Raw genomic sequence first — 21,312 nt, forward strand, 5'->3', positions numbered from 1 at the left:
CAGACGCGCGGTCCCGGTCACAGGGGCTCGGTCTGATCCGGAAGAGGGCCCGGAGACCCACCGTTTTCACCGACCCACCAGGAATCAGCGATCCATGCGTAAGAAGACTGTGCTGGTTGCGGCGTTCGTCGCCGCGGCCGCACTCACCCTGTCGGCCTGCGGCAGCAGCGACGACAGTGCCGGGAAACCCATCGCCGATGTCTCCGCCGAGGCGAAGACCAAGGCCGCGACGGTGCTCGACCAGCCGTTCACCAAGCCGAATCTCGTCCTGACCGACACCCATGGCAAGAAGTACGACCTGCGTGAGCAGACCAAGGGCAGGCCGACGCTCATCTACTTCGGCTACACCAACTGCCCCGATGTCTGCCCGCTGATCATGAGCAACATCGCCATCGCCAAGAAGTCCCTGCCCGAGGCCGACCAGGACAAGCTCCGGGTCGTCTTCGTCACCACCGACCCCGAGCGGGACACCCCGCCCTCGCTGGGCAGCTGGCTCAAGGCCCAGGACGCCTCCTTCATCGGCCTCACCGGCGACTTCCCGACCATCCAGGCGGGCGCACGCCAGATCGGCATCGGCATCGACCCGCCGAAGAAGGAGAAGGACGGCACGGTCGTCTCGATGCACGGCTCGCAGGTCATCGCGTTCTCCCCGAAGACCGACAAGGGGTACGTGCTGTACAGCGAGGACACCTCGCCCGACGACTACACCAAGGACCTCCCCAAGATCATCAAGGGGGAGAATCCGTGAACCGCCGCACCACCCTCGCCGGCGCCCTCGCCCTCACCACCGGGCTGGCGCTCGCGGGATGCTCGGCCTCGGACAGCAGGCCCGAGCTGAAGGTGACCGGCGCGTTCATGCCGCAGCCCGTCAGCGACATGGCGGCGGGCTTCCTCGTCGTGCGGAACAGCGGCGGCAGCTCCGACCGGCTCACGTCGGTCACCAGCCCGCTCTCGGATCACGTCACGATCCACGAGACGAAGAACCAGACGATGCGCATGGTGACATCCTTCGAGGTGCCCGCCGACGGCGAGCTGGATCTGGAGCGCGGCGGGAGCCACATCATGTTCACCGCGCTCAAGGAGCGGCCCAAGCAGGGCGAGACGGTGACCGTGGAGCTGCACTTCGAGAAGGCCGATCCCATCACGGTCGACCTTCCCGTGAAGGAGACCACCTACAACCCGAAGAAACAGTGAGGGACTGACACACCATGACAGCCACCGCCCCGCACTTCGGGCCGTCCCCGTCCGTGCCCCCGATGCGCCGGCCACTCTCCGTGGCCGCGCTCCTCGCCGCGCTCGTCACCATGGTGGCGGGCCTGCTGCTGGGCGGCGCGGCACCCGCGTCCGCACATGCCGCGCTCACCGGGAGCGATCCGCAGGACGGGGCGGTGGTCGCCACCGCACCCAAGGAGATCACGCTCACCTTCTCCGAGCAGGTCGCCATGGGCGACGGTTCCATCCGGGTCCTGGACCCCGGCGGCAAGCGCGCCGACACCGGTGCGGCTCCGCGTGACCTGCAGAGCGGCTCCACCGTGAAGTACGGCGTCACGCTCCACTCCGGGCTGCCCGACGGTACGTACACCGTGGCCTGGCAGGCAGTCTCCGCGGACAGTCACCCGGTCTCCGGTGCCTTCACCTTCTCCATCGGGGCCCCCTCGGAGACCACCGTCGCCCTCCCGTCGGACGAGGCCGGCGGTGGCCTGGTCGGCGCGCTCTACGGCATCGCGCGGTACGCCGCGTACGCCGGGTTCATCGTGCTGGCCGGTGGCGCGGCCTTCGTCCTGGCCTGCTGGCAGCGCGGGGCGGGCGCGCGCCCGCTGCAGCGGCTGGTCGTGCGCAGCTGGTTGACCCTCACCGCGGCCACCCTGGCCATGCTGTTGCTGCGGAGCCCGTACACCGGCTCCGGGAAGCTCGCGGACGCCTTCGACCTGGACGGCCTGAAGGCCGTGCTCGACACCAAGCCCGGGGCCGCGTTGGTCTCACGGCTGCTGCTGCTCGGAGCCGCCGCGCTCTTCATCGCCGTCCTGTTCGGGGCGTACGCGAAGCGCGAGGACGAGCGGGAGAAGAAGGACCTCACGTTCGGACTGGCCATCGGCGGCGCGGTCATCGCCGCCGGGATCGCCGGGACGTGGGCGCTCGCCGAGCACGCCTCGACCGGGATCCAGCCCGGCATCGCCATGCCGGTCGACGTGCTGCATCTGCTCGCCGTCGCCGCCTGGCTGGGCGGACTCGCGGCGCTCCTGGTCGCGCTGTACCGGACGCCGGACATCGGAGCCACGGCGGTACGGCGCTTCTCCCGTATCGCGTTCGGCAGCGTGCTCGTGCTCACCGCGACCGGGCTCTACCAGTCCTGGCGCCAGGTGGGCTCCTGGTCCGCGCTCACGGGCACGGGGTACGGGCAGTTGCTGCTCGTGAAGGTGGGACTCGTCGCCGTACTGGTCGGGGTCGCATGGATCTCGCGGCGATGGACGGCTCGGCTGGCCGAGGTCCCGACCGAGGCCGGGACCGCAGTGGACCCCCAGATGGACGCGGATGCCTCCGCCGAGGTGGAGAGCGAACCCGCGGACGAGTCCGAGGACCCGTCACGGGCCGCCCAGCTCGCCCGGCAGAAAGCCGCTGTGGCCACCGCCACGAAGAAGCGGATCCGCGATGCCGACCCCGAGCGGTCCGGACTCCGCCGCTCCGTGCTGGCGGAAGTGGGCGTCGCGGTGGCGCTGTTGGCAGTGACGACCGTACTGACCTCGACCGAACCGGGACGCACCGAGGAGGAAGCGGCCCGCGCCTCGACCGGCGCATCCGCGCCCGCGACCGAAGGACCCGTCACGCTGAGCCTGCCGTTCGACACCGGAGGCCGGAACGGCAAGGGCACGGTCCGGATGGAAATCGACCCCGGCCGCACCGGGGCCAACGGGCTCCACCTCTGGATCGACGGACCCGACGGACAGCCCATGGACGTCCCCGAGGTGAAACTCGCCTTCACCCTGAAGTCCAAGGACATCGGGCCACTGCCCGTCCTCCCCGACCGGCTCACCGAGGGGCACTGGACGGCGAGCGGCATCCAGATCCCGATGGCGGGCGACTGGAAGGTCGCGGTGACGGTCCGTACGTCGGACATCGATCAGACCACCATCGGCAAGAACATGAAGATCGGCTGAGCGGGATCGTGAGCACAGACAGCAAGAAGAGCGGAAACAACGGGGAGAGCTCCACCGGCGAGATCTCCCGGCGGCGGTTGCTCGGCAGCGTGGGTGCGGCCGGTGCGACCGGACTGGTGCTGGGCTCGACGGGTGGTGCGATCGGGTATGCCACGGCACGCCCCGACGAGCCGACAGTACTGACGACGGTCGGCTCGACCGAGGAAATGTTTCACGGGAAACATCAACCGGGGATCACCACTCCGCTTCAAGCACGTGGCCATCTCATCGCCTTCGACCTGGCACCCGGCACCGGGCGGAAGGAAGCCGCCGCCCTGATGCGCCGCTGGTCGGCCGTGGCCCAGCGCCTGATGGCCGGCGAACCCACCAGTGGGGGCAGCGCGGACGGCACGACACACGACACCGGGATCGCGCTGGACGCCGGACCGTCCTCGCTGACCGTCACCTTCGGCTTCGGGCGCACCTTCTTCGAGCGCACGGGCCTGGTGGCTCATCGGCCGCCGGGGCTGGACCCACTGCCGCCGTTCTCCTCCGACCGGCTCGACTCCAAGCGCTCGGACGGGGACCTCTGGGTGCAGATCGGTGCCGACGATGCTCTCGTCGCCTTCCACGCACTGCGCGCCATCCAGAAGGAGGCCGCCACGACGGCCGGGGTCCGCTGGCAGATGAACGGTTTCAACCGCACCCCCGGCGCCACGGCCGCGCCGGCAACCGCCCGCAATCTGATGGGACAGATCGACGGCACCGGGAACCCGAAACCCTCGGAGAGCGACTTCGACCGGCGCATCTTCGTACCGTCTCAGCCGAAGACGGGCGACGAGGCGAAGTACGCCTGGCTGGCCGGTGGCTCCTACGCGGTCGTACGGCGGATCCGGATGCTGCTCGACGACTGGGAGAAACTCCCGGTGGCGCAGCAGGAGCGGGTCATAGGGCGGCGCAAGTCGGATGGCGCGCCGCTGAGCGGTGGCACCGAGACCACCCCGATGGACCTCGACAAGGCAGGCCCCGACGGCAAGCTGCTGATCCCGGACAACGCCCACGCCCGGATCTCCTCCCCCGAGCGGAACAGTGGGGCCGCGATGCTGCGGCGCCCCTTCTCGTACCACGACGGCACCGCGGCCGACGGCACTCCCGACGCCGGGCTGCTGTTCATCTGCTGGCAGGCGGATCCGCTGAAGGGATTCGTGCCGGTGCAGCGCAAACTCGACCGGGGCGATGCGCTGTCGCCGTTCGTCCGGCACGAGGCGAGCGGCCTCTTCGCAGTGCCGGGCGGTGCGGCGAAAGGGGAATACGTGGGGCAGCGGCTCCTGGAGTCCTGAGCGGGCAAGGCGCATTAGGGTGACGGTATGTCCGCCACGCGCTACGCCTATCTCGGTCCCGAAGGCACCTTCACCGAGGTCGCCCTCCGTACGCTCCCGGAAGCCGCCACTCGTGAGCTTGTCCCGATGCTCTCCGTACCGGCGGCTCTGGACGCGGTACGGAGCGGGGCTGCAGCGGCAGCCCTCGTACCGATCGAGAACTCCGTCGAGGGCGGCATCACCGCGACCCTCGACGAGCTGACGACCGGCGAACCGCTGATGATCTACCGCGAGGTGCTGCTCTCCATCACCTTTGCGCTGCTCGTGCGGCCCGGCACCAAGCTGTCCGACGTCAAGACGGTCACCGCGCACCCGGCCGCACAGCCGCAGGTACGCAACTGGATGGCGGCCCATCTGCCGGAGGCCGTGTGGGAGTCGGCCGCGTCCAACGCGGACGGTGCGCGCCTGGTGCAGGAGGGGCGGTACGACGCCGCCTTCGCCGGCGAGTTCGCGGCGGCCACCTACGGTCTCGAACCCCTGGTGACGGAGATCCACGACGCGGAGAACGCGCAGACGCGCTTCGTGCTGGTGGGGCGCCCTGCCCGGCCCGCGGCGCCGACCGGCGCGGACAAGACGTCGGTGGTCATCTGGCTGGGCGACGACCACCCCGGCGCACTGCTTGAACTCCTCCAGGAATTCATGGTGCGCGGGGTGAACCTGATGCTGATCCAGTCGCGGCCGACCGGGGCGGGCATCGGGAACTACTGCTTCGCGGTCGACGCCGAGGGCCACATCGCGGACCGTCGCGTGGGGGAGGCGCTGATGGGGTTGAAGCGGATTTGCCCGAAGGTGCGGTTCCTCGGTTCGTATCCGCGTGCGGGGGTGGCGCCGGAGGACGTGCGACCGCTGCGCGACGGGACGTCGGACAGGGAGTTCACGGACGCCTCGGACTGGCTGGCCCGGGTCCAGGACGGCCGCGCCTGACCGGGAACCGGACGATCGGGCTGATGGCCTTGCGTGACGGCCGGGGCTGACGACCTGGCACGACGCCTGGGCCCATAGCGGCGTTGGCGTCCCTGGCACCGCCGCGTGCGCACATCGCCGGTATTACCTGCCGATTTTCACAATCCACAAGAGTTATCCACAGGGCTGGTTCTCGGTCTGGGGACAAGTCGACACCACAACATGACATGGTCGACAAATCGCTCTACTCGCCCAGATCCGTCCACAGAGCCACAGGCTGCCCGTGTCACCTCAATTCCATTGATCAACTCCTTAGGGCGAGGAATTCCCACCCGAATGAGTGTGTGAAGTGAGTTTGAACGGGGAATCCATGCCCCCTCATGCGGCTTTCGGAATGATCTCTTCCTGCGTCCACAGACCTCCCCCACAGCCTGTGGATAACCCTGCTGGACCCCCCACCCCTGTGGACAAGCGCCCCAACTCCCCTCGTGCGCATGGCTGATGCGTCAAGGGCGAAAGCCCTTTCTGCCCCATTTAGGGGAATAGGAGCCCCCTATTGACGGCCGGGATCGATCACGGGCGACGATTTTCCTCCCTTTTACCAATTCCGGCAATTCGGGCAAAGTGACACGCTTGGCAATATCGGTTCGAGCTACGGAAGCGCACACCGGTAGCCTGGAGGGGTGATTGACCTTCGCCTGCTCCGTGAGGACCCCGACCGTGTTCGCGCCTCCCAGCGCGCCCGTGGAGAGGACGTCGCGCTCGTCGACGCCCTTCTCTCCGCCGACGAGCGGCGCAGGTCGTCCGGTGTCCGCTTCGACGAACTCCGTTCCGAGCAGAAATCGCTCGGAAAGCTCATCCCCAAGGCTTCTCCCGAGGAGCGCACCGAGCTGCTCAAGAGGGCCGAGCAGCTGAAGGCCGACGTCAAGGCTGCCGACGCGGCGCAGGACGAGGCCGACGCGGAGGCCAAGAGCCTGCTGCTGCAGCTCGGCAACATCGTCCACGAGGACGTTCCGGTCGGCGGCGAGGAGGACTTCGTCGTCCTGGAGACGCACGGCACCATCCGCGACTTCGGTGCCGAGGGCTTCGAACCCAAGGACCACCTGGAACTCGGCGAGGCGCTCGGCGCGATCGACATGGAGCGCGGCGCCAAGGTGTCCGGCTCACGTTTCTACTATCTGACCGGTGTCGGCGCACTGCTGGAGCTCGCTCTCGTCAACGCCGCGATCGCGCAGGCCACCGAGGCCGGGTTCGTCCCCATGCTGACCCCCGCCCTGGTCCGGCCGCGCGCCATGGAGGGCACCGGCTTCCTCGGCCAGGCTGCGGAGAACGTGTACCACCTGGAGAAGGACGACTACTACCTGGTCGGCACCTCCGAGGTCCCGCTCGCCGCGTACCACATGGACGAGATCATCGACGCGGACAAGCTGCCGCTCCGCTACGCGGGCTTCTCGCCGTGCTTCCGCCGCGAGGCCGGTACGTACGGCAAGGACACGCGAGGCATCTTCCGCGTCCACCAGTTCGACAAGGTCGAGATGTTCTCGTACGTCGACCCGGCGGACGCCGAGGCGGAGCACCGGCGTCTCCTGGACTGGGAGAAGCAGTGGCTGACCGGTCTCGAGCTGCCGTTCCAGGTGATCGACGTGGCCACCGGCGACCTGGGGGCCTCGGCCTCCCGGAAGTTCGACTGCGAGGCGTGGATCCCGACCCAGGGCAAGTACCGCGAGCTGACGTCCGCATCGAACTGCGACGGTTTCCAGGCGCGCCGCCTCTCCGTCCGGATGCGTGACACCCGCGACGGCAAGAAGGTCCTCCAGCCGCTCGCCACGCTGAACGGCACGCTCTGCGCCGTACCTCGCACGATCGTGGCGATCCTGGAGAACCACCAGCTGGCCGACGGTTCGGTACGGGTGCCCGAGGTGCTCCGTCCGTACCTGGGCGGGCGCGAGGTCCTGGAACCGGTCGCCAGGTGACCTTTCCGTACAAGCTCGTTGCCACCGACCTCGACGGGACGCTGCTGCGTAACGACGACACGGTCTCCGAGCGCACCCGCGCGGCACTGGCCGCCGCCACCGCGGCCGGCGCCGCGCACATCATCGTCACCGGACGGGCTGTTCCGTGGACCCGGCACATCCTGGACGACCTGGGCTACCAGGGCATCGCGGTCTGCGGCCAGGGCGCGCAGGTCTACCACGCGGGCGAGCACAAGCTGCTGACGTCGCTGACGCTGGACCGCCAGCTCGCCGGCCTCGCCCTCTCCAAGATCGAGGCGGAGGTCGGGCCGCTGGCGCTGGCGGCGAGCCGCGACGGGCTCGACGGTGAGGTGCTGGTCGGTCCCGGCTACCGCGTACAGGAAGGGCCCCTGCCTGCCGTCTTCGTGAAGGACCCGATCGAGATGTGGTCCGCGCCGCTGAACAAGGTCTACATCCAGCACCCGGAACTCGACGACGACGCGCTGGCGGACGCAGCGCGTGGGGCCGTCGGCAACCTGGTGAACGTGGTCATGGCAGGCCCGGGCGTGGTGGAGATCCTGCCGTTGGGGCTGAGCAAGGCGACCGGGCTCTCGCTGGCGGCGCGCCGGCTGGGTGTGAAGGCGGCGGACACGCTCGCCTTCGGTGACATGCCGAATGACATCCCGATGTTCGCGTGGGCGCAGCACGGGGTAGCGATGGCCAACGCGCATGACGACCTGAAGGCCGTCGCGCACGAGATCACCGCCTCGAACGAGGACGACGGCATCGCTGTGGTGCTGGAGCAGCTGCTCTAGGCAGCTCCGCGGTCCGCGCGAACACGGAGTATCACGGGCCGGGTGCAGGCATGCGCTCGGCCCGTGAGCTTGTACGGCCTCGGCACGGGGTTGTCCGTGCCGATATCTGTGCGGAGGATGCGCGGATCGAACGCGCGCGGGGTCAACAGCCCCGACCACGGCTTAGCAAGCCGCTGCCTTACCACTCGGCCAATCCTCCGGGTGGGCGGCCGCGCGATGCGCGCAAAAAAGCCGCCCCGGGCGTCCTGCTGGGAGCGGCTCAGCGGAGTGAAGTGATGGTTACTCCGGCGCCTGCTCCGGGCCGCCCTGGTGGGAACTCGACGGACTCGTGCTCTCGGTCATCGTCGCGCTCCTCTCCCGGTCCTGTGGCGTGCCTTGCTCATTCCTCAACCACTGTGCCTGGCGCCGTCCTTGTCCGCCACCCATTATTCGAGCGGCGACGACCGACGGGGAGTGCTCACTGTCCGCCCCCGGCCCTCGCACGCCTGGCCGTGGATACTTCGAAGTAACGAGCCACATCCTCTGTGCGGACGTGAATTCCATCAGGGAGCATGACAAGGCTCTTGACCTTGTCGAGGACGTCGACATGCCCCATCTGCTCGACGCGCAGCGCACGCGTCCCCGGGCTTCAGGGGCGGAGGACGCTCACGGTTGCCACTCACCCAATGACCGACCCGGCCCGCACCGTCTCGCCGGAGCCGGAGTCGGCAATACTCAATTTCACGAACGCTAAGACGCCACGGATTCTCATTGCCTCCACGCCCCCTGAACAACGAACCGATAACCGTACAGTCACGCGTACGACTGTCCGGTCATGCGTCAACCCCCGCCCGAGGGGCAGGGGTTGACGGACAAAAGGGGCAGCAGAGCCCTTGGCTCACTCCTCGCCGGCGAGCTTCAGCGTGCGCAGCTTCTGGCCCGCGTACCAAGTGGCGAGCACCGTGACAGCCGCCAGCAGAACCGTCGCGAGCGGCAGCCCGACCTCTGAGGTGATCGCGCCCTCCCCGCCGACCTTTTCGGCAAGCGCGAGCGACCACTGCTGCACGCTGAGCGTGCGCGCCCCGGGCACGAAGCTGCCGAAGAGCGCCTCCCACACCAGCGCGTAGACCAGGCCGAAGACCACCGCATGCCTGCTGACCGTGCCGAGCAGCAGAAACAGCGCGCTGTACGCGATGGAGGCGACCAGCGCCGCGATCGTGTAGGCCACCGCGATCTGCTGGCCGTTGCCATTGAGGATCATGCCCGCGACGAATGTCGGCAGGGCGGAGAAGACCATGGTCACCGCGATCGCCACGATCAGCTTGGTGAAGATGATCGTCGGCCGTTTCACCGGCTTGGCCAGCAGATAGACGATCGATCCGTCGTCGATCTCGGGGCCGATGGCCCCCGTACCGGCGATCACACCGATCAGCGGCACCATCGTGGCGATGGCGAAACCGCCCAGCACATTGGCGGCGACCTGGTCATCGGCCCCGGCGAACGCCCGTACCGCGACGGCGATGACGATCAGCAGCGCGGGCAGGACGAAGAGGATCGCAGCCCTGCGCCGGCCGAGCAGGGCCCGGTAGGTGAGCCGGGCGACTGTGGGGTTGTACATGACGCTTCACAGCTCCTTTCAGGCCGCTACTCAGGCCGCTACGAGATAGGAAAAGACCGATTCGAGGGACTCGTCGGACGGCGAGACGGTCAGCAGACGGATGCCGTGTTCACGCGCGACCTTCGGCAGCAGCGTGGTGAACCGTCCGAAGTCGACCGCCTGGATACGCAGCGCCTGCTCGCTCAGGTCGACTTCGATCCCGGCCGTCGACGGGTCGGCGATGAGCGCGGCGGCGAGGGCGCGATCGTCGCTGGACCGCACGAGATAGCGGTGCGGACGGTCCGTCATCAGGCGGCGGATCTTCCGGAAGTCACCGGACGCGGCATGCCGTCCGGCCACGATCACCTCGATGTGCGAGGCGAGTTGCTCGACCTCTTCGAGGATGTGGGAGGAGAACAGGACCGTACGGCCCTCGGCGCCCATCCGCCGCAGCAGCTCCATCAGCTGCATCCGCTGGCGGGGGTCCATCCCGTTGAACGGCTCGTCGAGGAGCAGCACGGACGGCTCGTGGACCAGCGCGGACGCCATCTTCACGCGCTGCCGCATGCCCTTGCTGTACGTGGCGATCTTGCGATCCTGCGCGTACTCCATCTCCACCGTGGCCAGCGCCTTCTGCGCGGCAGCCTCGTCGAGTCCCTGCAGTTCCGCGTTGGCGAGGACGAATTCGCGACCGGTGAGGAAGTCGTACATCGCCTCCCGCTCCGGGACGATGCCGATCTGCCGGTACACGTCCTCGTTGCGCCAGATCAGCGCGCCGTCGAGGGTGACCTTGCCGGTCGACGGTGCGAGGAACCCGGCCATCATGTTGATCAGCGTGGACTTCCCCGCACCGTTGGGGCCGAGCAGTCCGGTCACGCCGGGTCCCACGGTCATGCTCACGTCGTTGACGGCGACCACATTGCCGAACCAGCGCGAGGTGTGGTCGATCTCGATGGTGGTCACAGCCCGACCCTCCGGTAGCGGCGCATCAGTACGGCGTACGAGCCGGCGACGAGCGCGAGAACAACGATCAGATACACCACACCTGCCCCGGCGCCCGGTCCTTCCCCTCCAGGGAAGTGGGAAGTGGCACCGAGGAACGCGCTCTGGACGCCGCCGATCAGCGTGAGGGGGGAGAAGAGCCCCAGCCACTGCACGGCGCCCGCCGAACCCGTCTCCCAGGCGATGGCCTGGACCGTGGAGACCGCTCCGAACGAGATGGTCAGGACGGCGATCACCGCGGCGACGCCGAAACCGCGGCGCGGAGTCAGTGCGGCCATGACCAGGCCGAGTCCGGCGAAGAGCAGGGAGAGCAGCGCCACCGACACCAGCCCCTGTCCGAACCACGTGGTCTGGTCGGCGAAGTCGAACTTCGCCAGCAGGGCGCCCACGTACATCACCAGCAGTGGTGTCACGGTGAGGATGAACAGGGCGGATGCCATGGCTGCGTACTTGGCGACGACGTAGTCGACCCGCTCGATGGGGCGCGAGAAGTAGAGGGGCACGCTCTTGAAGCGGAGATCCCGGGAGACGGACTGCGGTGCCTGCGAGGCGATGAAGAGGCCGATGACGGCCTGCAGATAGATCGCGAAGTCCGTGTACTTGATCGCGAGCTTGCTCGCGTTGGGCGTGGCCATCGCGACGGCCACGATGATGAGCGCGACCAGGCACATCACGCCGAAGAGCAGCATCGGCAGCACCTTGGACTTGGCGGAACGGCCCAGTCCGAAGGAGCCCCGCAGCGACTGCGAGTAGAGGGAACGGCGGGCATAGCCGCGGCCCAGGCGCGGGCCGTCGTAGGCGCGGTACCCGATGTTGTGGATCCGGGTGTTGTCGATCCCGGTCACGGCCCCGGTCTCAGTGCTCATCGCGACCGCTCCCCTTCTGCTGTGCGGCTCCGGTCAGGACCGTCTCCGCGGTCTCTGCGGTGCCTTCGGTACGGAAGACCTCGGCGATGTGGTGGCGCCGCTGTTCCATCCGTACGAGACCGAGTCCGAGCCCGGCGACGCTGTCGCGGACGACGTCGTACGTCTCCTCACCGGTGGCCTCGATCAGCAGGATGTGACCGGCGCCGGGCAGACCGTCCGCCTCGAGTCCGTCGCGGCCCAGAAGACTGACACCGGCTGCCGTGAGCGCCCGGCGCAGTGCGTCCGTGCCGTCGGGGTGGGCGTCACTGTCGGTGACCTCGACCGCGAGGGTCGTGGTGGTCTGGGTGAAGTCGCTGGTGGAGCTGGAGCGCAGCAGCGCGCCGCCGTCGATGACGACGACATGGTCGCAGGTGCGCTCCAGTTCTCCCAGAAGGTGGGAGGTCACCAGGACCGAGATGCCGAAGTCGGTGTGGACGCGGCGGATCAGGCCGAGCATCTCGTCGCGGCCGACCGGGTCCAGGCCGTTGGTCGGCTCGTCGAGGAGGACCAGCTGCGGATCGTGGACCAGCGCCTGGGCCAGCTTCACGCGCTGCTTCATGCCGGTCGAGTAGCCACCGATGGGGCGGTAGCGCTCCTCGTACAGCCCGACGTGGCGCAGCGTGTCGGCGGTGCGCTCACGCGCTGCCGTCGGCGGCAGTCCGGACATCCGCGCCATGTGGACGACGAACTCGGTGGCCGAGACGTCCGGCGGCAAGCAGTCGTGCTCGGGCATGTAGCCGACCCGTTCCCGGATGGCCGCGCCACTGGTGGCGACGTCCAGCCCGAGCACCGCGGCCCGGCCCTCGGTGGCGGGGGACAGACCCAGCAGGATCTTGATCAGTGTGGACTTGCCGGCTCCATTGGCGCCCACCAGGCCGGTTACACCGGGCCCGATGTCCAGGGAGAGCCGGTCAAGCGCGGTCACCCGGGGGAACCGCTTGCTCAGGCTTTCGGTCGCGATCACAGTCACGTCTTCAACGGTAGTGGCGCGGGCCACACCGGTCGTCAGACCAGGCGGTTGGATCGGCGTCAACCTCCAGTCGTACGGCCCCGTAGGGGGACCGCACGAAGGAGGACGACGAAGGTAAGGGTGGTGGCCGGGAGCAGGGCCGACCGGAGTGCTCGGAGAGTTGTCCACAGGTCTCTGCGCACCCCTTGACGCAGCCGCTGGACATTGTCACATTCATCAGTGTCACGTTACGAGCACGTACCGCACACGGCATGGGACGGACGGTGGCATGGCCTCACCGGTGAAGGACGGACTGCCCCAGGAGCTCCAGGGGTTCAGAGAAGTGCAACGCCTCGCGTACGCCTGCGCGGAGGCGGTCGCCGCACGGCTCGAACCGGGGGTGACGGAGCGCGAGGCGGCCCGGATGCAGCGGGAGTGGCTGCGCGAGCGAGGGGTCCGTGACTGGTTCCATCTCCCGTTCGCCTGGTTCGGGGACCGCACGGCGTTCGCCGGTTTCAAGGTGCCGCTGCAGTTCTTCCCGACCAACCGGAAGCTGGAGCCCGGGATGCCGTTCATCCTCGACATGGCTCCGGTGCACAAGGGGTTCACGGCGGACATCGGATATTCCGGCTGTCTCGGGCTCAACCCGTTGCACGACAAGCTCCTTACCGATCTCGAGGTCCACCGCGCACTCATCCTGGACGAGGTGCGCGAGCGGCGTTCGCTGCGCGAGATCTATGAGGACGTCGAGCGCCTGATGATCAGGCAGGGGTACGCCAACAGGCACCGCGCCTATCCCTTCGGCGTCATCGCCCACAAGGTCGACCGCGTCGCTCAGCGCCGCTGGTCACCGCGGCTGTTCGGGTTCGGTACGCAGTCGCTCAAGGGACTCGTCAGCGATGCGGTGCACGGGCACCGGGACGGCTGGTCTCCGCTGTGGAGTCCGTACCGCTTCTCCGACCACCCGCCGCAGCCGGGGCTGTGGGCGGTCGAACCCCATCTCGGATTCCGGGGTACGGGCGCGAAGTTCGAGGAGATCCTGGTCGTCACCGATTCCAAGGACCCCGAGCAGAGCGCCTTCTGGCTGGACGACGATCTGCCGCATGTGCGGCGCTGGGCCGAGGAGAGGGTGGCGGCGTGAGTCTGCAGGATGTTCCGGGGTTTCGCGAACGCCGGGTGCGTACGGGCGGGATCGAACTGTGCGTCGCCGAACTGGGCGACGAGACGCGCCCGACGGTCGTGCTGGTGCACGGCTATCCGGACAGCAAGGAAGTCTGGACGCAGGTCGCGGTGCAGTTGGCCGAGCAGTGGCACGTCGTCCTGTACGACGTACGCGGCCACGGCCGGTCGACGGCTCCGGAGCCGCTGCGCGGCGGGTTCACCCTGGAGAAGCTCACCGACGACTTCCTCGCCGTCGTCGATGCGGTGAGCCCGGACCGGCCGGTGCACCTGGTCGGGCACGACTGGGGTTCGGTCCAGTCGTGGGAGTTCGTGACGGTCATGCGCACCGAGGGCCGGATCGCCTCCTTCACATCGATGTCGGGTCCCTCCCTGGACCACTTCGGCCACTGGATCAAACAGCGGATGACGCGGCCCACCCCGCGCCGGGTCGGCCAGTTGCTCGGCCAGGGAGCCAAGTCCTGGTACGTGTACATGCTGCACACGCCGGTGCTGCCGGAGCTCGCCTGGCGCGGTCCGCTCGGCAAGCAGTGGCCGCGGATACTCCAGCGGATGGAGAAGGTGCCCGCGGGCGACTACCCGACGCCGTCCCTGCCGAACGACGCCGCGCACGGCGCCTGGCTCTACCGCGACAACGTCCGCGCCCGGCTGCGCAGACCGCGTGCCGACGCGTACGCGCACGTGCCGGTCCAGCTGATCACGCCGACGGGTGACATCTTCCTTTCGGAGAAGCTGTACGACCAACTGGAGGTGTGGGTACCGCACTTGGTACGGCGCTCCCTGCCGGCCAAGCACTGGGTGCCGCGCACCCGCCCGGACCAGCTTGCCTCCTGGATCAGCGAGTTCGTCGCCGCCAACGAGTCGGCGCTGGAAGACGGACGGCCGGTCCCGGACACCGCACCGACCGGGGCGTACGCCGACCGGTTCGGCGGTCAGCTGGTCCTGGTGACGGGCGCGGCGGGCGGTATCGGGCGGGCCACCGCGTTCGCGTTCGCGGAGGCGGGCGCCCGGGTGGTGGCCGTGGACCGCGACGCGGAAGGTGCGGCCAGAACGGCGGAGATGGCCCGCCTGATCGGCTCTCCCGCCGCCTGGGGCGAGGCGGTGGACGTCAGCGACGAGCAGGCGATGGAGAAGCTCGCCGCGAAAGTCGCCGCCGAGTACGGCATCGTCGACGTCCTGGTCAACAACGCCGGGATCGGGCTGTCCGGCTCCTTCCTGGAGACCACGAGCGAGGACTGGAAGAACGTCCTGGACGTCAATCTGTGGGGCGTCATCCACGGTTGCCGGATCTTCGGCGGGCAGATGGCCGAGCGTGGCCAGGGCGGCCATATCGTCAACACCGCCTCCGCCGCCGCGTATCAACCGTCCCGGGCGCTGCCCGCGTACAGCACCTCCAAGGCGGCCGTGCTGATGCTCAGCGAGTGCCTGCGGGCCGAACTGGCCGAGCGGTCGATCGGGGTCAGCGCCATCTGCCCCGGCATCGTCAACACCAACATCACGGCGACCACGCACTTCGCGGGGGCCGATGCCGATGAGGAGTCGCGGCTGCGGAAGCGGACCAGCCGGCTGTACGGGCTCCGCAACTATCCGCCGGAGAAGGTCGCCGATGCGATCCTCGAGGCCGTGGCGCACAACCGGGCCGTGGTGCCGGTGACACCGGAGGCACGGGCCTCCCGCTTCCTGTCCCGGCTCAGTCCCGGCGCGCTGCGCGGGATCGCCCGGCTGAAGCCGCCGCTGTGAGCGGGGTCGGGCCGTCCGCGGTAACGACGCGTTCCGCTGCCGAGTACCGGATCGAGGACCTGGCGCATGCGAGCGGTGCCACGGTCCGCACGATCCGGGCCTATCAGGACCGGGGTCTGCTGCCGACGCCGGAGCGGCGCGGCCGGGCCAATGTGTACCGGGACACACATCTCGCCCGGCTCCGGCAGATCGCCGACCTGCTGGACCGCGGTTACACGCTGGCCAGTATCAAGGAACTGCTGGAGGCGTGGGACGCGGGACGCGGGCTGGGCGGAGTGCTCGGGCTCGTCGCCGAGGTGCACGGCCCGTGGACGGACGAGCAGGCCGACCGGATCACCCGGGACGAGCTGCATGCGAAGTTCGGCGGCGTGCAGGACGACCAGGCGGTGGCCGAGGCGGTCGAGCTCGGCGTACTGGAGCGCATCCCGGGCCGGGACGACGAGTTTCTGGTCCCGAGCCCACAAGAGCTCTCGGTAGCATTCGAGTTGCATGCCGCAGGGGTACCGCTCACCGCAATCTCCGGCCATCTGCGGGAACTTCGCGGTCAGGTCGAGCACATCGCCTCCCGCTTCCTGGAGTTCACCACCGAGCATGTGTTCGCTCGCTACCTCGGTCATCGTCCACCGACGGACGCGGACGCGGCCGAGGCCGCCTCGCTGGTCCGTCGGCTCCGCCCGCTCGCCCAGCAGACAGTGGACGCGGAACTGGCCCGGGCCATGCGGACGTTCGCCACACGTCATCTGCAGCACCATCTCGGCGCGGACACACCGCTCATCCCGGGACCCTCGACGAGCGAGCCGCGTTCCGTGCCACTGCCGCCGGAAACAATGCAGGCCGTACAGCGTCTGGTTGGTCCGCAGAACGTCGCCGCCTTTGTCGCCGCCGCCACTGAACGTGAGGTACACGCAAGAACATTGGACGCACTTGCCACATCACACCATGAATCAAGGCGAATTGGCCAAAACGGTTGATTGCGGCGCCACTTGTCCACAGAATCGCCAATTCGCCTGTGGATAACCACAGTTGCTTGTGGATCAAACCTGTGGACGAAAATCGTTGGTGCGAATCGTGAGCAAATTCCGGTGCGCCGACGAGATCGCCACAGGCACTCTGTCCGGATGGATGAGAGACGTACCGTCAAGGTGTCCAAGTACCTCGCAAAGCATCTGCGGCACCAGCCCGAGCGGATCGGGATCCGTCTCGACCCGAACGGCTGGGTGACGATCGACGAGCTCCTCCGGGCGGCGGCCAGGCACGGCTTCCCCATCACCCGTGCCGAGCTCGACCATGTCGTGGCCGCCAATGACAAACAGCGCTACGCGATCGAAGGCGACCGCATTCGGGCGAGCCAGGGCCACACCGTCCCGGTGGACCTCGGTCTGCCTCCGTCCGAGCCGCCCGCGTACCTCTACCACGGCACCGTGGGCCGCGCCCTCGACGCGATCCGCACCGAGGGGCTCCGCCCCATGAATCGGCTCCACGTCCACCTCTCGGCCGACCGTGAGACGGCTACCCGCGTCGGCGCCCGACGCGGCAGGCCCGTGATCCTCTCGGTGGACGCGGGCGCGATGCACCGCGCCGGCCACCTCTTCTACGTCAGCGCGAACGGGGTCTGGCTCACCGACTCCGTGCCACCGGAGTTCCTCCGCTTTCCCGGCTGAACCCGACCCACCCGCCTCCCCGGCCGTCGTCTGCCCGTCCCGCCTGCCCTCCCGGCGGTCCCGGATCCGCGTCGGCTCCCCGTCCCGACCGCACAAGGCCTTCGTCGAACTGATTGCCCCCGGCCATCACGGTTCAGGTGTTCCCGGACGACGACGCGAAGATCACCGTCGAGGACATCGAGTTCCCCGACATTCGGCGCGACTGCGTACCCGGCCTCCTGCAGGCGGTCCACACCGGCATGGCCCATGTGAAGGGCACGATCTTCCCGCCCGGCTGGTGGCGGATCGTGCCGCCCGGGCGACGAGACGTACAAGGAGCTCGTCCCGCGCTGCACACGGTCGCCGCGGCTCGGCCGCAGCGTCTGCTGACGCGTCTCTGCTCCGCAGCCCTCCCGCCGTATGGTCGTATGTATGCGTCTGAGCACTGTAATTCTGCCGATTCACCGCTGGAGCGAGGGCCGGAAGGTCTGGCAGCGAGCCGAGGAACTGGGATTCCACGCCGCGTACACGTATGACCATCTGGCCTGGCGGAGCTTCCGCGACGGACCGTGGTTCGGCGCGGTGCCGACCCTGACCGCCGCGGCGGCCGCCACCGAGCGGCTGCGCCTGGGCACCCTCGTCACCTCCCCCAACTTCCGGCACCCGGTCACCCTGGCCAAGGACCTCATCACGCTGGACGACGTCTCCGACGGACGGATCACCCTCGGTATTGGCGCGGGCGGCAACGGTTTCGATGCCACCACGCTGCGCAGGAGCGACGAGGAACCATGGACGCCGCGCGAGCGGGCCGACCACTTCGCCGAGTTCGTACCGCTCCTCGACCAGCTGCTGCGGGAGCCGTCCGTCACCTATGAGGGCGATTTGTACGCGGCGAACGAGGCCCGGAACGTACCCGGCTGTGTGCAGCTGCCCCGGCTGCCGTTCGCGGTGGCCGCGACCGGTCCGCGCGGGCTGAAGCTCGCCGCGCAGTACGGTCAGGCCTGGGTCACCACCGGCGACCCCAAGCTGTTCGAGACGGGTACCCCGGAGCAGTCCGTGGCAGCCATTCGCGGGCAGGTCAGCAAGCTCGGCACGGCCTGCGAGGCCATCGGCCGGGATGTCGCCGAGCTGGACAAGATCCTGCTCACCGGCTTCACCCCGGACCGCCCTCTGGAGTCCTTCGACGCGTTCGTGGACTTCGCGGGCACCCATTTCGAGCTGGGCTTCACGGAGATCGTCATCCACTGGCCGATCGCGGACTCCGACTTCGCGGCGGACGAGAAGGTCTTCGAACGGATCGCCACCGAAGGGCTGGCCCAGCTCGGCTGACCCGCACCACCGGTCGCCCCTCTCACCACCCCTGGCATATGCATCAGACATGTTCTCCTGGTCAGGGGCGCACATCCTCATATGCGCGCCCCTCCGCACACCCGTGCACCCCCGTACGGGAGAATGACCGGGTGACCTCAGCTATCGACTCGCCTCTGCCTGCCGCTCCCCGGCTGATCGCCACCGACCTGGACGGCACCCTGCTGCGCGACGACAAAACCGTCTCGGACCGCACGGTCGCGGCGCTGGCCGCGGCCGAGGAGGCCGGGATCGAGGTCTTCTTCGTCACCGGCCGCCCGGCCCGCTGGATGGACGTCGTCAGCGACCACGTCCACGGCCACGGCCTGGCGATCTGCGCGAATGGCGCCGCGATCGCCGACCTGCACGCGGGCGGCAGGCTGCTCAAGGTCCGCCCGCTGGAACGCGCCGCCGCCCTCGAAGTCGTCCACGCCCTGCGCGCGGCCGCTCCGGGCACCTCGTTCGCTGTCGAGCTGGCCACCGGCATCCACTACGAACCGGCCTACCCGCCATTCCATCTCGACCCGGGCGCCACCGTCGCCACTGCCGAGAAGCTCCTCCACGAAGAGACGCCGGGCGCCGGAGCCCCTGTACTGAAGCTCCTCGCACACCACGCCGAGCTGGCCCCGGACGACTTCCTCGCCATCGCGCACACGGCAGCCGGTGACCGGGCGTCCCTCACCCGCTCCAGCCCGACAGCTCTGCTGGAGGTCAGCGGTCTCGGCGTCTCCAAGGCCAGCACCCTCGCGCTGTGCTGCGCCGAGCGCGGCATCTCGCCCGCCGAGGTCGTCGCCTTCGGGGACATGCCGAACGACGTGGAGATGCTGAGCTGGGCGGGCACCTCGTACGCGATGGGCAACGCCCACCCGGCCGCGGTGGCCGCCGCCTCCGGGCGGACCGTCACCAACGAGGAGGACGGCGTCGCGATCGTCATCGAGCGGCTCGTGGCCGAGCGCCGGAAGTACCGCAGCCAGAGCTGAAGGGCCCAGGCCCGAACGCCGACGAAGACCTCAGAGCGGTGCCTCCCACACCACGGTCGTGCCGCACCCGTCCTCGCCGAGGCCCGGCCCGAACCAGCTCGACCCGCCCAGCGACTCCGCCCTGCGCGCCAGGTTCCGCAGCCCGCTGCGCCGCCCGCCCTCCGGAATGCCCACCCCGTCGTCGGCGACCGACAGCCGCACCGCGTCGCGTCCGTCGGGCAGTGTGACGGTCACGTCGACGACCACGTCGATCAAGGACGCCCCGGCATGCCGGAAGGCGTTGGAGAGCGCCTCCCGCAGCGCCGCGATCAGGTTCTTTCCGGCCAGCTCGCCGACCAGCGAGTCGACCGGGCCGAGGAAGCGGTGCGACGGCTTGAAGCCCAGCGGGACGGCCGCCATGTTGATCTCGCGCAGGACGCGGGTCCGTAGCCCGGACGGCGCCTCAACCGGTTCCTGTTGCAACGCGAAGATCGCGGTGCGGATCTCCTGGATCGTCACGTCCAGTTCGTCCACGGCCCGCCCCACTCCGGTCTGCACCTCGGGTACGACCGACCCGCGCTGGGCGCTCTCCAGCATCATCCCGGTGGCGAACAGCCGCTGGATGACCAGGTCGTGCAGGTCGCGGGCGATTCGGTCGCGGTCCTCGTAGACCGCGAGCCGCTCCCGGTCCCGCTGTGCCTCGGCCATCATCAGCGCGAGTGCGGCCTGCGAGGCGAACTGTGTGGCCAGCGTCCGCTCGGTCTCGGAGAAGGGCCGGTCGCCCCGGGCGCGCGGGGTGGCGAGCGCGCCGAGCACCCGCCCACCGCTGTGCAGCGGCAGCAGCATGCTGGGGCCGAACTGGTGGGCCAGCCTGCTGATCATGCGGGAGTCGGTGGCCGAGTCGTCCATGAAGACCGCCTCGCCGGCCAGCAGCTTCGCCACCACCGGGCTCTCCGGACCGATGATCATCCCGAGCGAGGCGGACGGGCTGTCGGCGGAGACGGCGACGATCTCCAGACCGCCCTCCTCGGTCGGCAGAAGCACGATCCCGGCAGCGGAGGCGGCGAGATGGCGGGCCTGTTCGGCGACGACGGCAAGCGCGTCGTCCGCGTCCCCGCCGGAGAGCAGCGCGGTGGTCACGGCCACCGATCCGTCGATCCACCGCTCGCGCTGGCGCGCCGCCTCGTAGAGCCGGGCGTTGCCGATGGCGATCCCCGCTTCCGTGGCGAGCACCCGCACCATGTGCAGGTCGTAGTCGTTGAACTCGCCCCCGCCCTCCTTCTCGGCCAGATAGAGATTGCCGAAGATTTCTCCCTGTACGCGGATGGGGACCCCGAGAAAGGTCCGCATCGGTGGATGGCCGGCGGGGAAACCGGCGAACCTCGGATCGGCTGTCAGATCTGCGAGCCGCACCGGTGCCGGGTCGTGAATGAGTGCGCCGAGCAGTCCCCTCTGACCGTCGGGCCGGTGCCCGATCTCGGCTTCCACCGCCTCCGACACCCCGTACGTGAGGAAGTCGGAGAGTCCCTTGCCCTTGGTGTCGACGACGCCGATGGCGGCGTAGCGGGCATGGGCGAGTTCGGCAGCGGTCTCGCAGATCCGGTCGAGGGTGGAGTGCAGTTCGAGTCCGGTGCCGACGGAGCGCATGGCTTCCAGCAGCTGCGGGACGCGGGCGGTGAGCTCGGTGGACAGACCCTGCAGGCTGCGGGTCGCCTGCGTCGCGGCTTCGAGTGAGTCCTTCGGGTCCGGCTCTGGCATACCCAGAGCCTAGTTAGTCCCATTTGGGGAGGAAAGTCGGCCGATGGCCCGGCAAACCGCTCCGACCCCTGCCC

General features: G+C 69.0%; 18 protein-coding genes and 1 tRNA gene. 13 read left to right on the top strand and 6 right to left on the bottom strand.

Going from position 1 to position 21,312, the window contains the following annotated elements; all coding sequences use genetic code 11:
- Positions 1 to 94: 94 nt before the first annotated feature.
- From OG972_RS20715 to OG972_RS20745, 7 genes are all read left to right on the top strand, one after another.
- Positions 95 to 748 carry an SCO family protein gene (locus OG972_RS20715; RefSeq protein WP_266983600.1) on the top strand — a complete coding sequence of 218 codons (654 nt, stop codon included), beginning with the start codon at positions 95 to 97 and terminating at the stop codon, positions 746 to 748.
- Entirely contained in the window at positions 745 to 1,194 is a 450-nt protein-coding gene (locus OG972_RS20720; protein ID WP_266983602.1) for a copper chaperone PCu(A)C, read from the top strand. Before OG972_RS20715 ends, OG972_RS20720 begins: the two co-directional genes overlap by 4 nt.
- Positions 1,195 to 1,208: 14 nt before the next feature.
- Positions 1,209 to 3,155 carry a copper resistance protein CopC gene (locus OG972_RS20725; RefSeq protein ID WP_266983604.1) on the top strand — a complete coding sequence of 649 codons (1,947 nt, stop codon included), beginning with the start codon at positions 1,209 to 1,211 and terminating at the stop codon, positions 3,153 to 3,155.
- Positions 3,156 to 3,163: 8 nt separating this feature from the next.
- Positions 3,164 to 4,474 carry an iron uptake transporter deferrochelatase/peroxidase subunit gene (gene efeB, locus OG972_RS20730; protein ID WP_266983606.1) on the top strand — a complete coding sequence of 437 codons (1,311 nt, stop codon included), beginning with the start codon at positions 3,164 to 3,166 and terminating at the stop codon, positions 4,472 to 4,474.
- 27 nt (positions 4,475 to 4,501) lie between these two features.
- Complete coding sequence (gene pheA, locus OG972_RS20735; protein WP_266983608.1) at positions 4,502 to 5,437, top strand: prephenate dehydratase; 936 nt, start codon at positions 4,502 to 4,504, stop codon at positions 5,435 to 5,437.
- 662 nt (positions 5,438 to 6,099) lie between these two features.
- Complete coding sequence (gene serS, locus OG972_RS20740; protein ID WP_266983610.1) at positions 6,100 to 7,389, top strand: serine--tRNA ligase; 1,290 nt, start codon at positions 6,100 to 6,102, stop codon at positions 7,387 to 7,389.
- The gene (locus OG972_RS20745; protein ID WP_266983612.1) at positions 7,386 to 8,183 is read left to right on the top strand and encodes an HAD family hydrolase; all 798 of its coding nucleotides are present in this window, start codon (positions 7,386 to 7,388) and stop codon (positions 8,181 to 8,183) included. Before serS ends, OG972_RS20745 begins: the two co-directional genes overlap by 4 nt.
- A gap of 111 nt (positions 8,184 to 8,294) precedes the next feature.
- Here OG972_RS20745 and OG972_RS20750 read toward each other — a convergent pair.
- The 5 genes from OG972_RS20750 to OG972_RS20770 all read right to left on the bottom strand — a co-directional run bounded on the left by OG972_RS20750 (position 8,295) and on the right by OG972_RS20770 (position 12,630).
- Positions 8,295 to 8,382, bottom strand: a tRNA-Ser gene (locus OG972_RS20750).
- Positions 8,383 to 9,060: 678 nt separating this feature from the next.
- Complete coding sequence (locus tag OG972_RS20755; RefSeq protein WP_266983614.1) at positions 9,061 to 9,780, bottom strand: ABC transporter permease; 720 nt, start codon at positions 9,778 to 9,780, stop codon at positions 9,061 to 9,063.
- Between the two features lie 30 nt (positions 9,781 to 9,810).
- Complete coding sequence (locus tag OG972_RS20760; RefSeq protein ID WP_266983616.1) at positions 9,811 to 10,722, bottom strand: ABC transporter ATP-binding protein; 912 nt, start codon at positions 10,720 to 10,722, stop codon at positions 9,811 to 9,813.
- Entirely contained in the window at positions 10,719 to 11,627 is a 909-nt protein-coding gene (locus OG972_RS20765; protein WP_266983618.1) for an ABC transporter permease, read from the bottom strand. The genes OG972_RS20760 and OG972_RS20765 overlap by 4 nt, the downstream gene beginning before the upstream one ends.
- A complete protein-coding gene (locus OG972_RS20770; RefSeq protein WP_266990612.1) occupies positions 11,617 to 12,630 on the bottom strand; it encodes an ABC transporter ATP-binding protein in 1,014 nt (337 codons plus the stop codon). The genes OG972_RS20765 and OG972_RS20770 overlap by 11 nt, the downstream gene beginning before the upstream one ends.
- Before the next feature lie 274 nt (positions 12,631 to 12,904).
- On the opposite strand from OG972_RS20770, the gene OG972_RS20775 reads away from it, so the two are divergent.
- From OG972_RS20775 to OG972_RS20805, 6 genes are all read left to right on the top strand, one after another.
- Positions 12,905 to 13,756 (top strand): M24 family metallopeptidase, encoded by an 852-nt coding sequence (locus OG972_RS20775; protein ID WP_266983620.1) that lies wholly within the window; start codon positions 12,905 to 12,907, stop codon positions 13,754 to 13,756.
- A complete protein-coding gene (locus OG972_RS20780; RefSeq protein ID WP_266983622.1) occupies positions 13,753 to 15,534 on the top strand; it encodes an SDR family oxidoreductase in 1,782 nt (593 codons plus the stop codon). The genes OG972_RS20775 and OG972_RS20780 overlap by 4 nt, the downstream gene beginning before the upstream one ends.
- Positions 15,531 to 16,505 carry a MerR family transcriptional regulator gene (locus tag OG972_RS20785; RefSeq protein WP_266983624.1) on the top strand — a complete coding sequence of 325 codons (975 nt, stop codon included), beginning with the start codon at positions 15,531 to 15,533 and terminating at the stop codon, positions 16,503 to 16,505. Before OG972_RS20780 ends, OG972_RS20785 begins: the two co-directional genes overlap by 4 nt.
- Positions 16,506 to 16,652: 147 nt before the next feature.
- Positions 16,653 to 17,195, top strand: coding sequence for an RNA 2'-phosphotransferase (locus tag OG972_RS20790; RefSeq protein ID WP_266983626.1), 543 nt, complete (start codon positions 16,653 to 16,655; stop codon positions 17,193 to 17,195).
- A 411-nt stretch (positions 17,196 to 17,606) separates the two neighbouring features.
- Complete coding sequence (locus OG972_RS20800) at positions 17,607 to 18,503, top strand: LLM class flavin-dependent oxidoreductase (protein ID WP_266983628.1); 897 nt, start codon at positions 17,607 to 17,609, stop codon at positions 18,501 to 18,503.
- Between the two features lie 131 nt (positions 18,504 to 18,634).
- Complete coding sequence (locus OG972_RS20805; RefSeq protein WP_266983630.1) at positions 18,635 to 19,501, top strand: Cof-type HAD-IIB family hydrolase; 867 nt, start codon at positions 18,635 to 18,637, stop codon at positions 19,499 to 19,501.
- A gap of 30 nt (positions 19,502 to 19,531) precedes the next feature.
- On the opposite strand, the gene OG972_RS20810 is transcribed toward OG972_RS20805, so the two are convergent.
- Positions 19,532 to 21,238 carry a GAF domain-containing sensor histidine kinase gene (locus tag OG972_RS20810; protein WP_266983632.1) on the bottom strand — a complete coding sequence of 569 codons (1,707 nt, stop codon included), beginning with the start codon at positions 21,236 to 21,238 and terminating at the stop codon, positions 19,532 to 19,534.
- Between the last annotated feature and the right edge of the window lie 74 nt (positions 21,239 to 21,312).

Source organism: Streptomyces sp. NBC_01669 (assembly GCF_026339735.1).
Lineage (GTDB): Bacteria > Actinomycetota > Actinomycetes > Streptomycetales > Streptomycetaceae > Streptomyces > Streptomyces yanii.

Coding starts and splice junctions, on each gene's coding strand:
- OG972_RS20715 (WP_266983600.1), top strand. CDS start 95: ATGCGTAAGAAGACTGTGCTGGTTGCGGCGTTCGTCGCCGCGGCCGCA.
- OG972_RS20725 (WP_266983604.1), top strand. CDS start 1,209: ATGACAGCCACCGCCCCGCACTTCGGGCCGTCCCCGTCCGTGCCCCCG.
- pheA (WP_266983608.1), top strand. CDS start 4,502: ATGTCCGCCACGCGCTACGCCTATCTCGGTCCCGAAGGCACCTTCACC.
- OG972_RS20755 (WP_266983614.1), bottom strand. CDS start 9,780: ATGTACAACCCCACAGTCGCCCGGCTCACCTACCGGGCCCTGCTCGGC.
- OG972_RS20765 (WP_266983618.1), bottom strand. CDS start 11,627: ATGAGCACTGAGACCGGGGCCGTGACCGGGATCGACAACACCCGGATC.
- OG972_RS20775 (WP_266983620.1), top strand. CDS start 12,905: ATGGCCTCACCGGTGAAGGACGGACTGCCCCAGGAGCTCCAGGGGTTC.
- OG972_RS20790 (WP_266983626.1), top strand. CDS start 16,653: ATGGATGAGAGACGTACCGTCAAGGTGTCCAAGTACCTCGCAAAGCAT.
- OG972_RS20800 (WP_266983628.1), top strand. CDS start 17,607: ATGCGTCTGAGCACTGTAATTCTGCCGATTCACCGCTGGAGCGAGGGC.
- OG972_RS20810 (WP_266983632.1), bottom strand. CDS start 21,238: ATGCCAGAGCCGGACCCGAAGGACTCACTCGAAGCCGCGACGCAGGCG.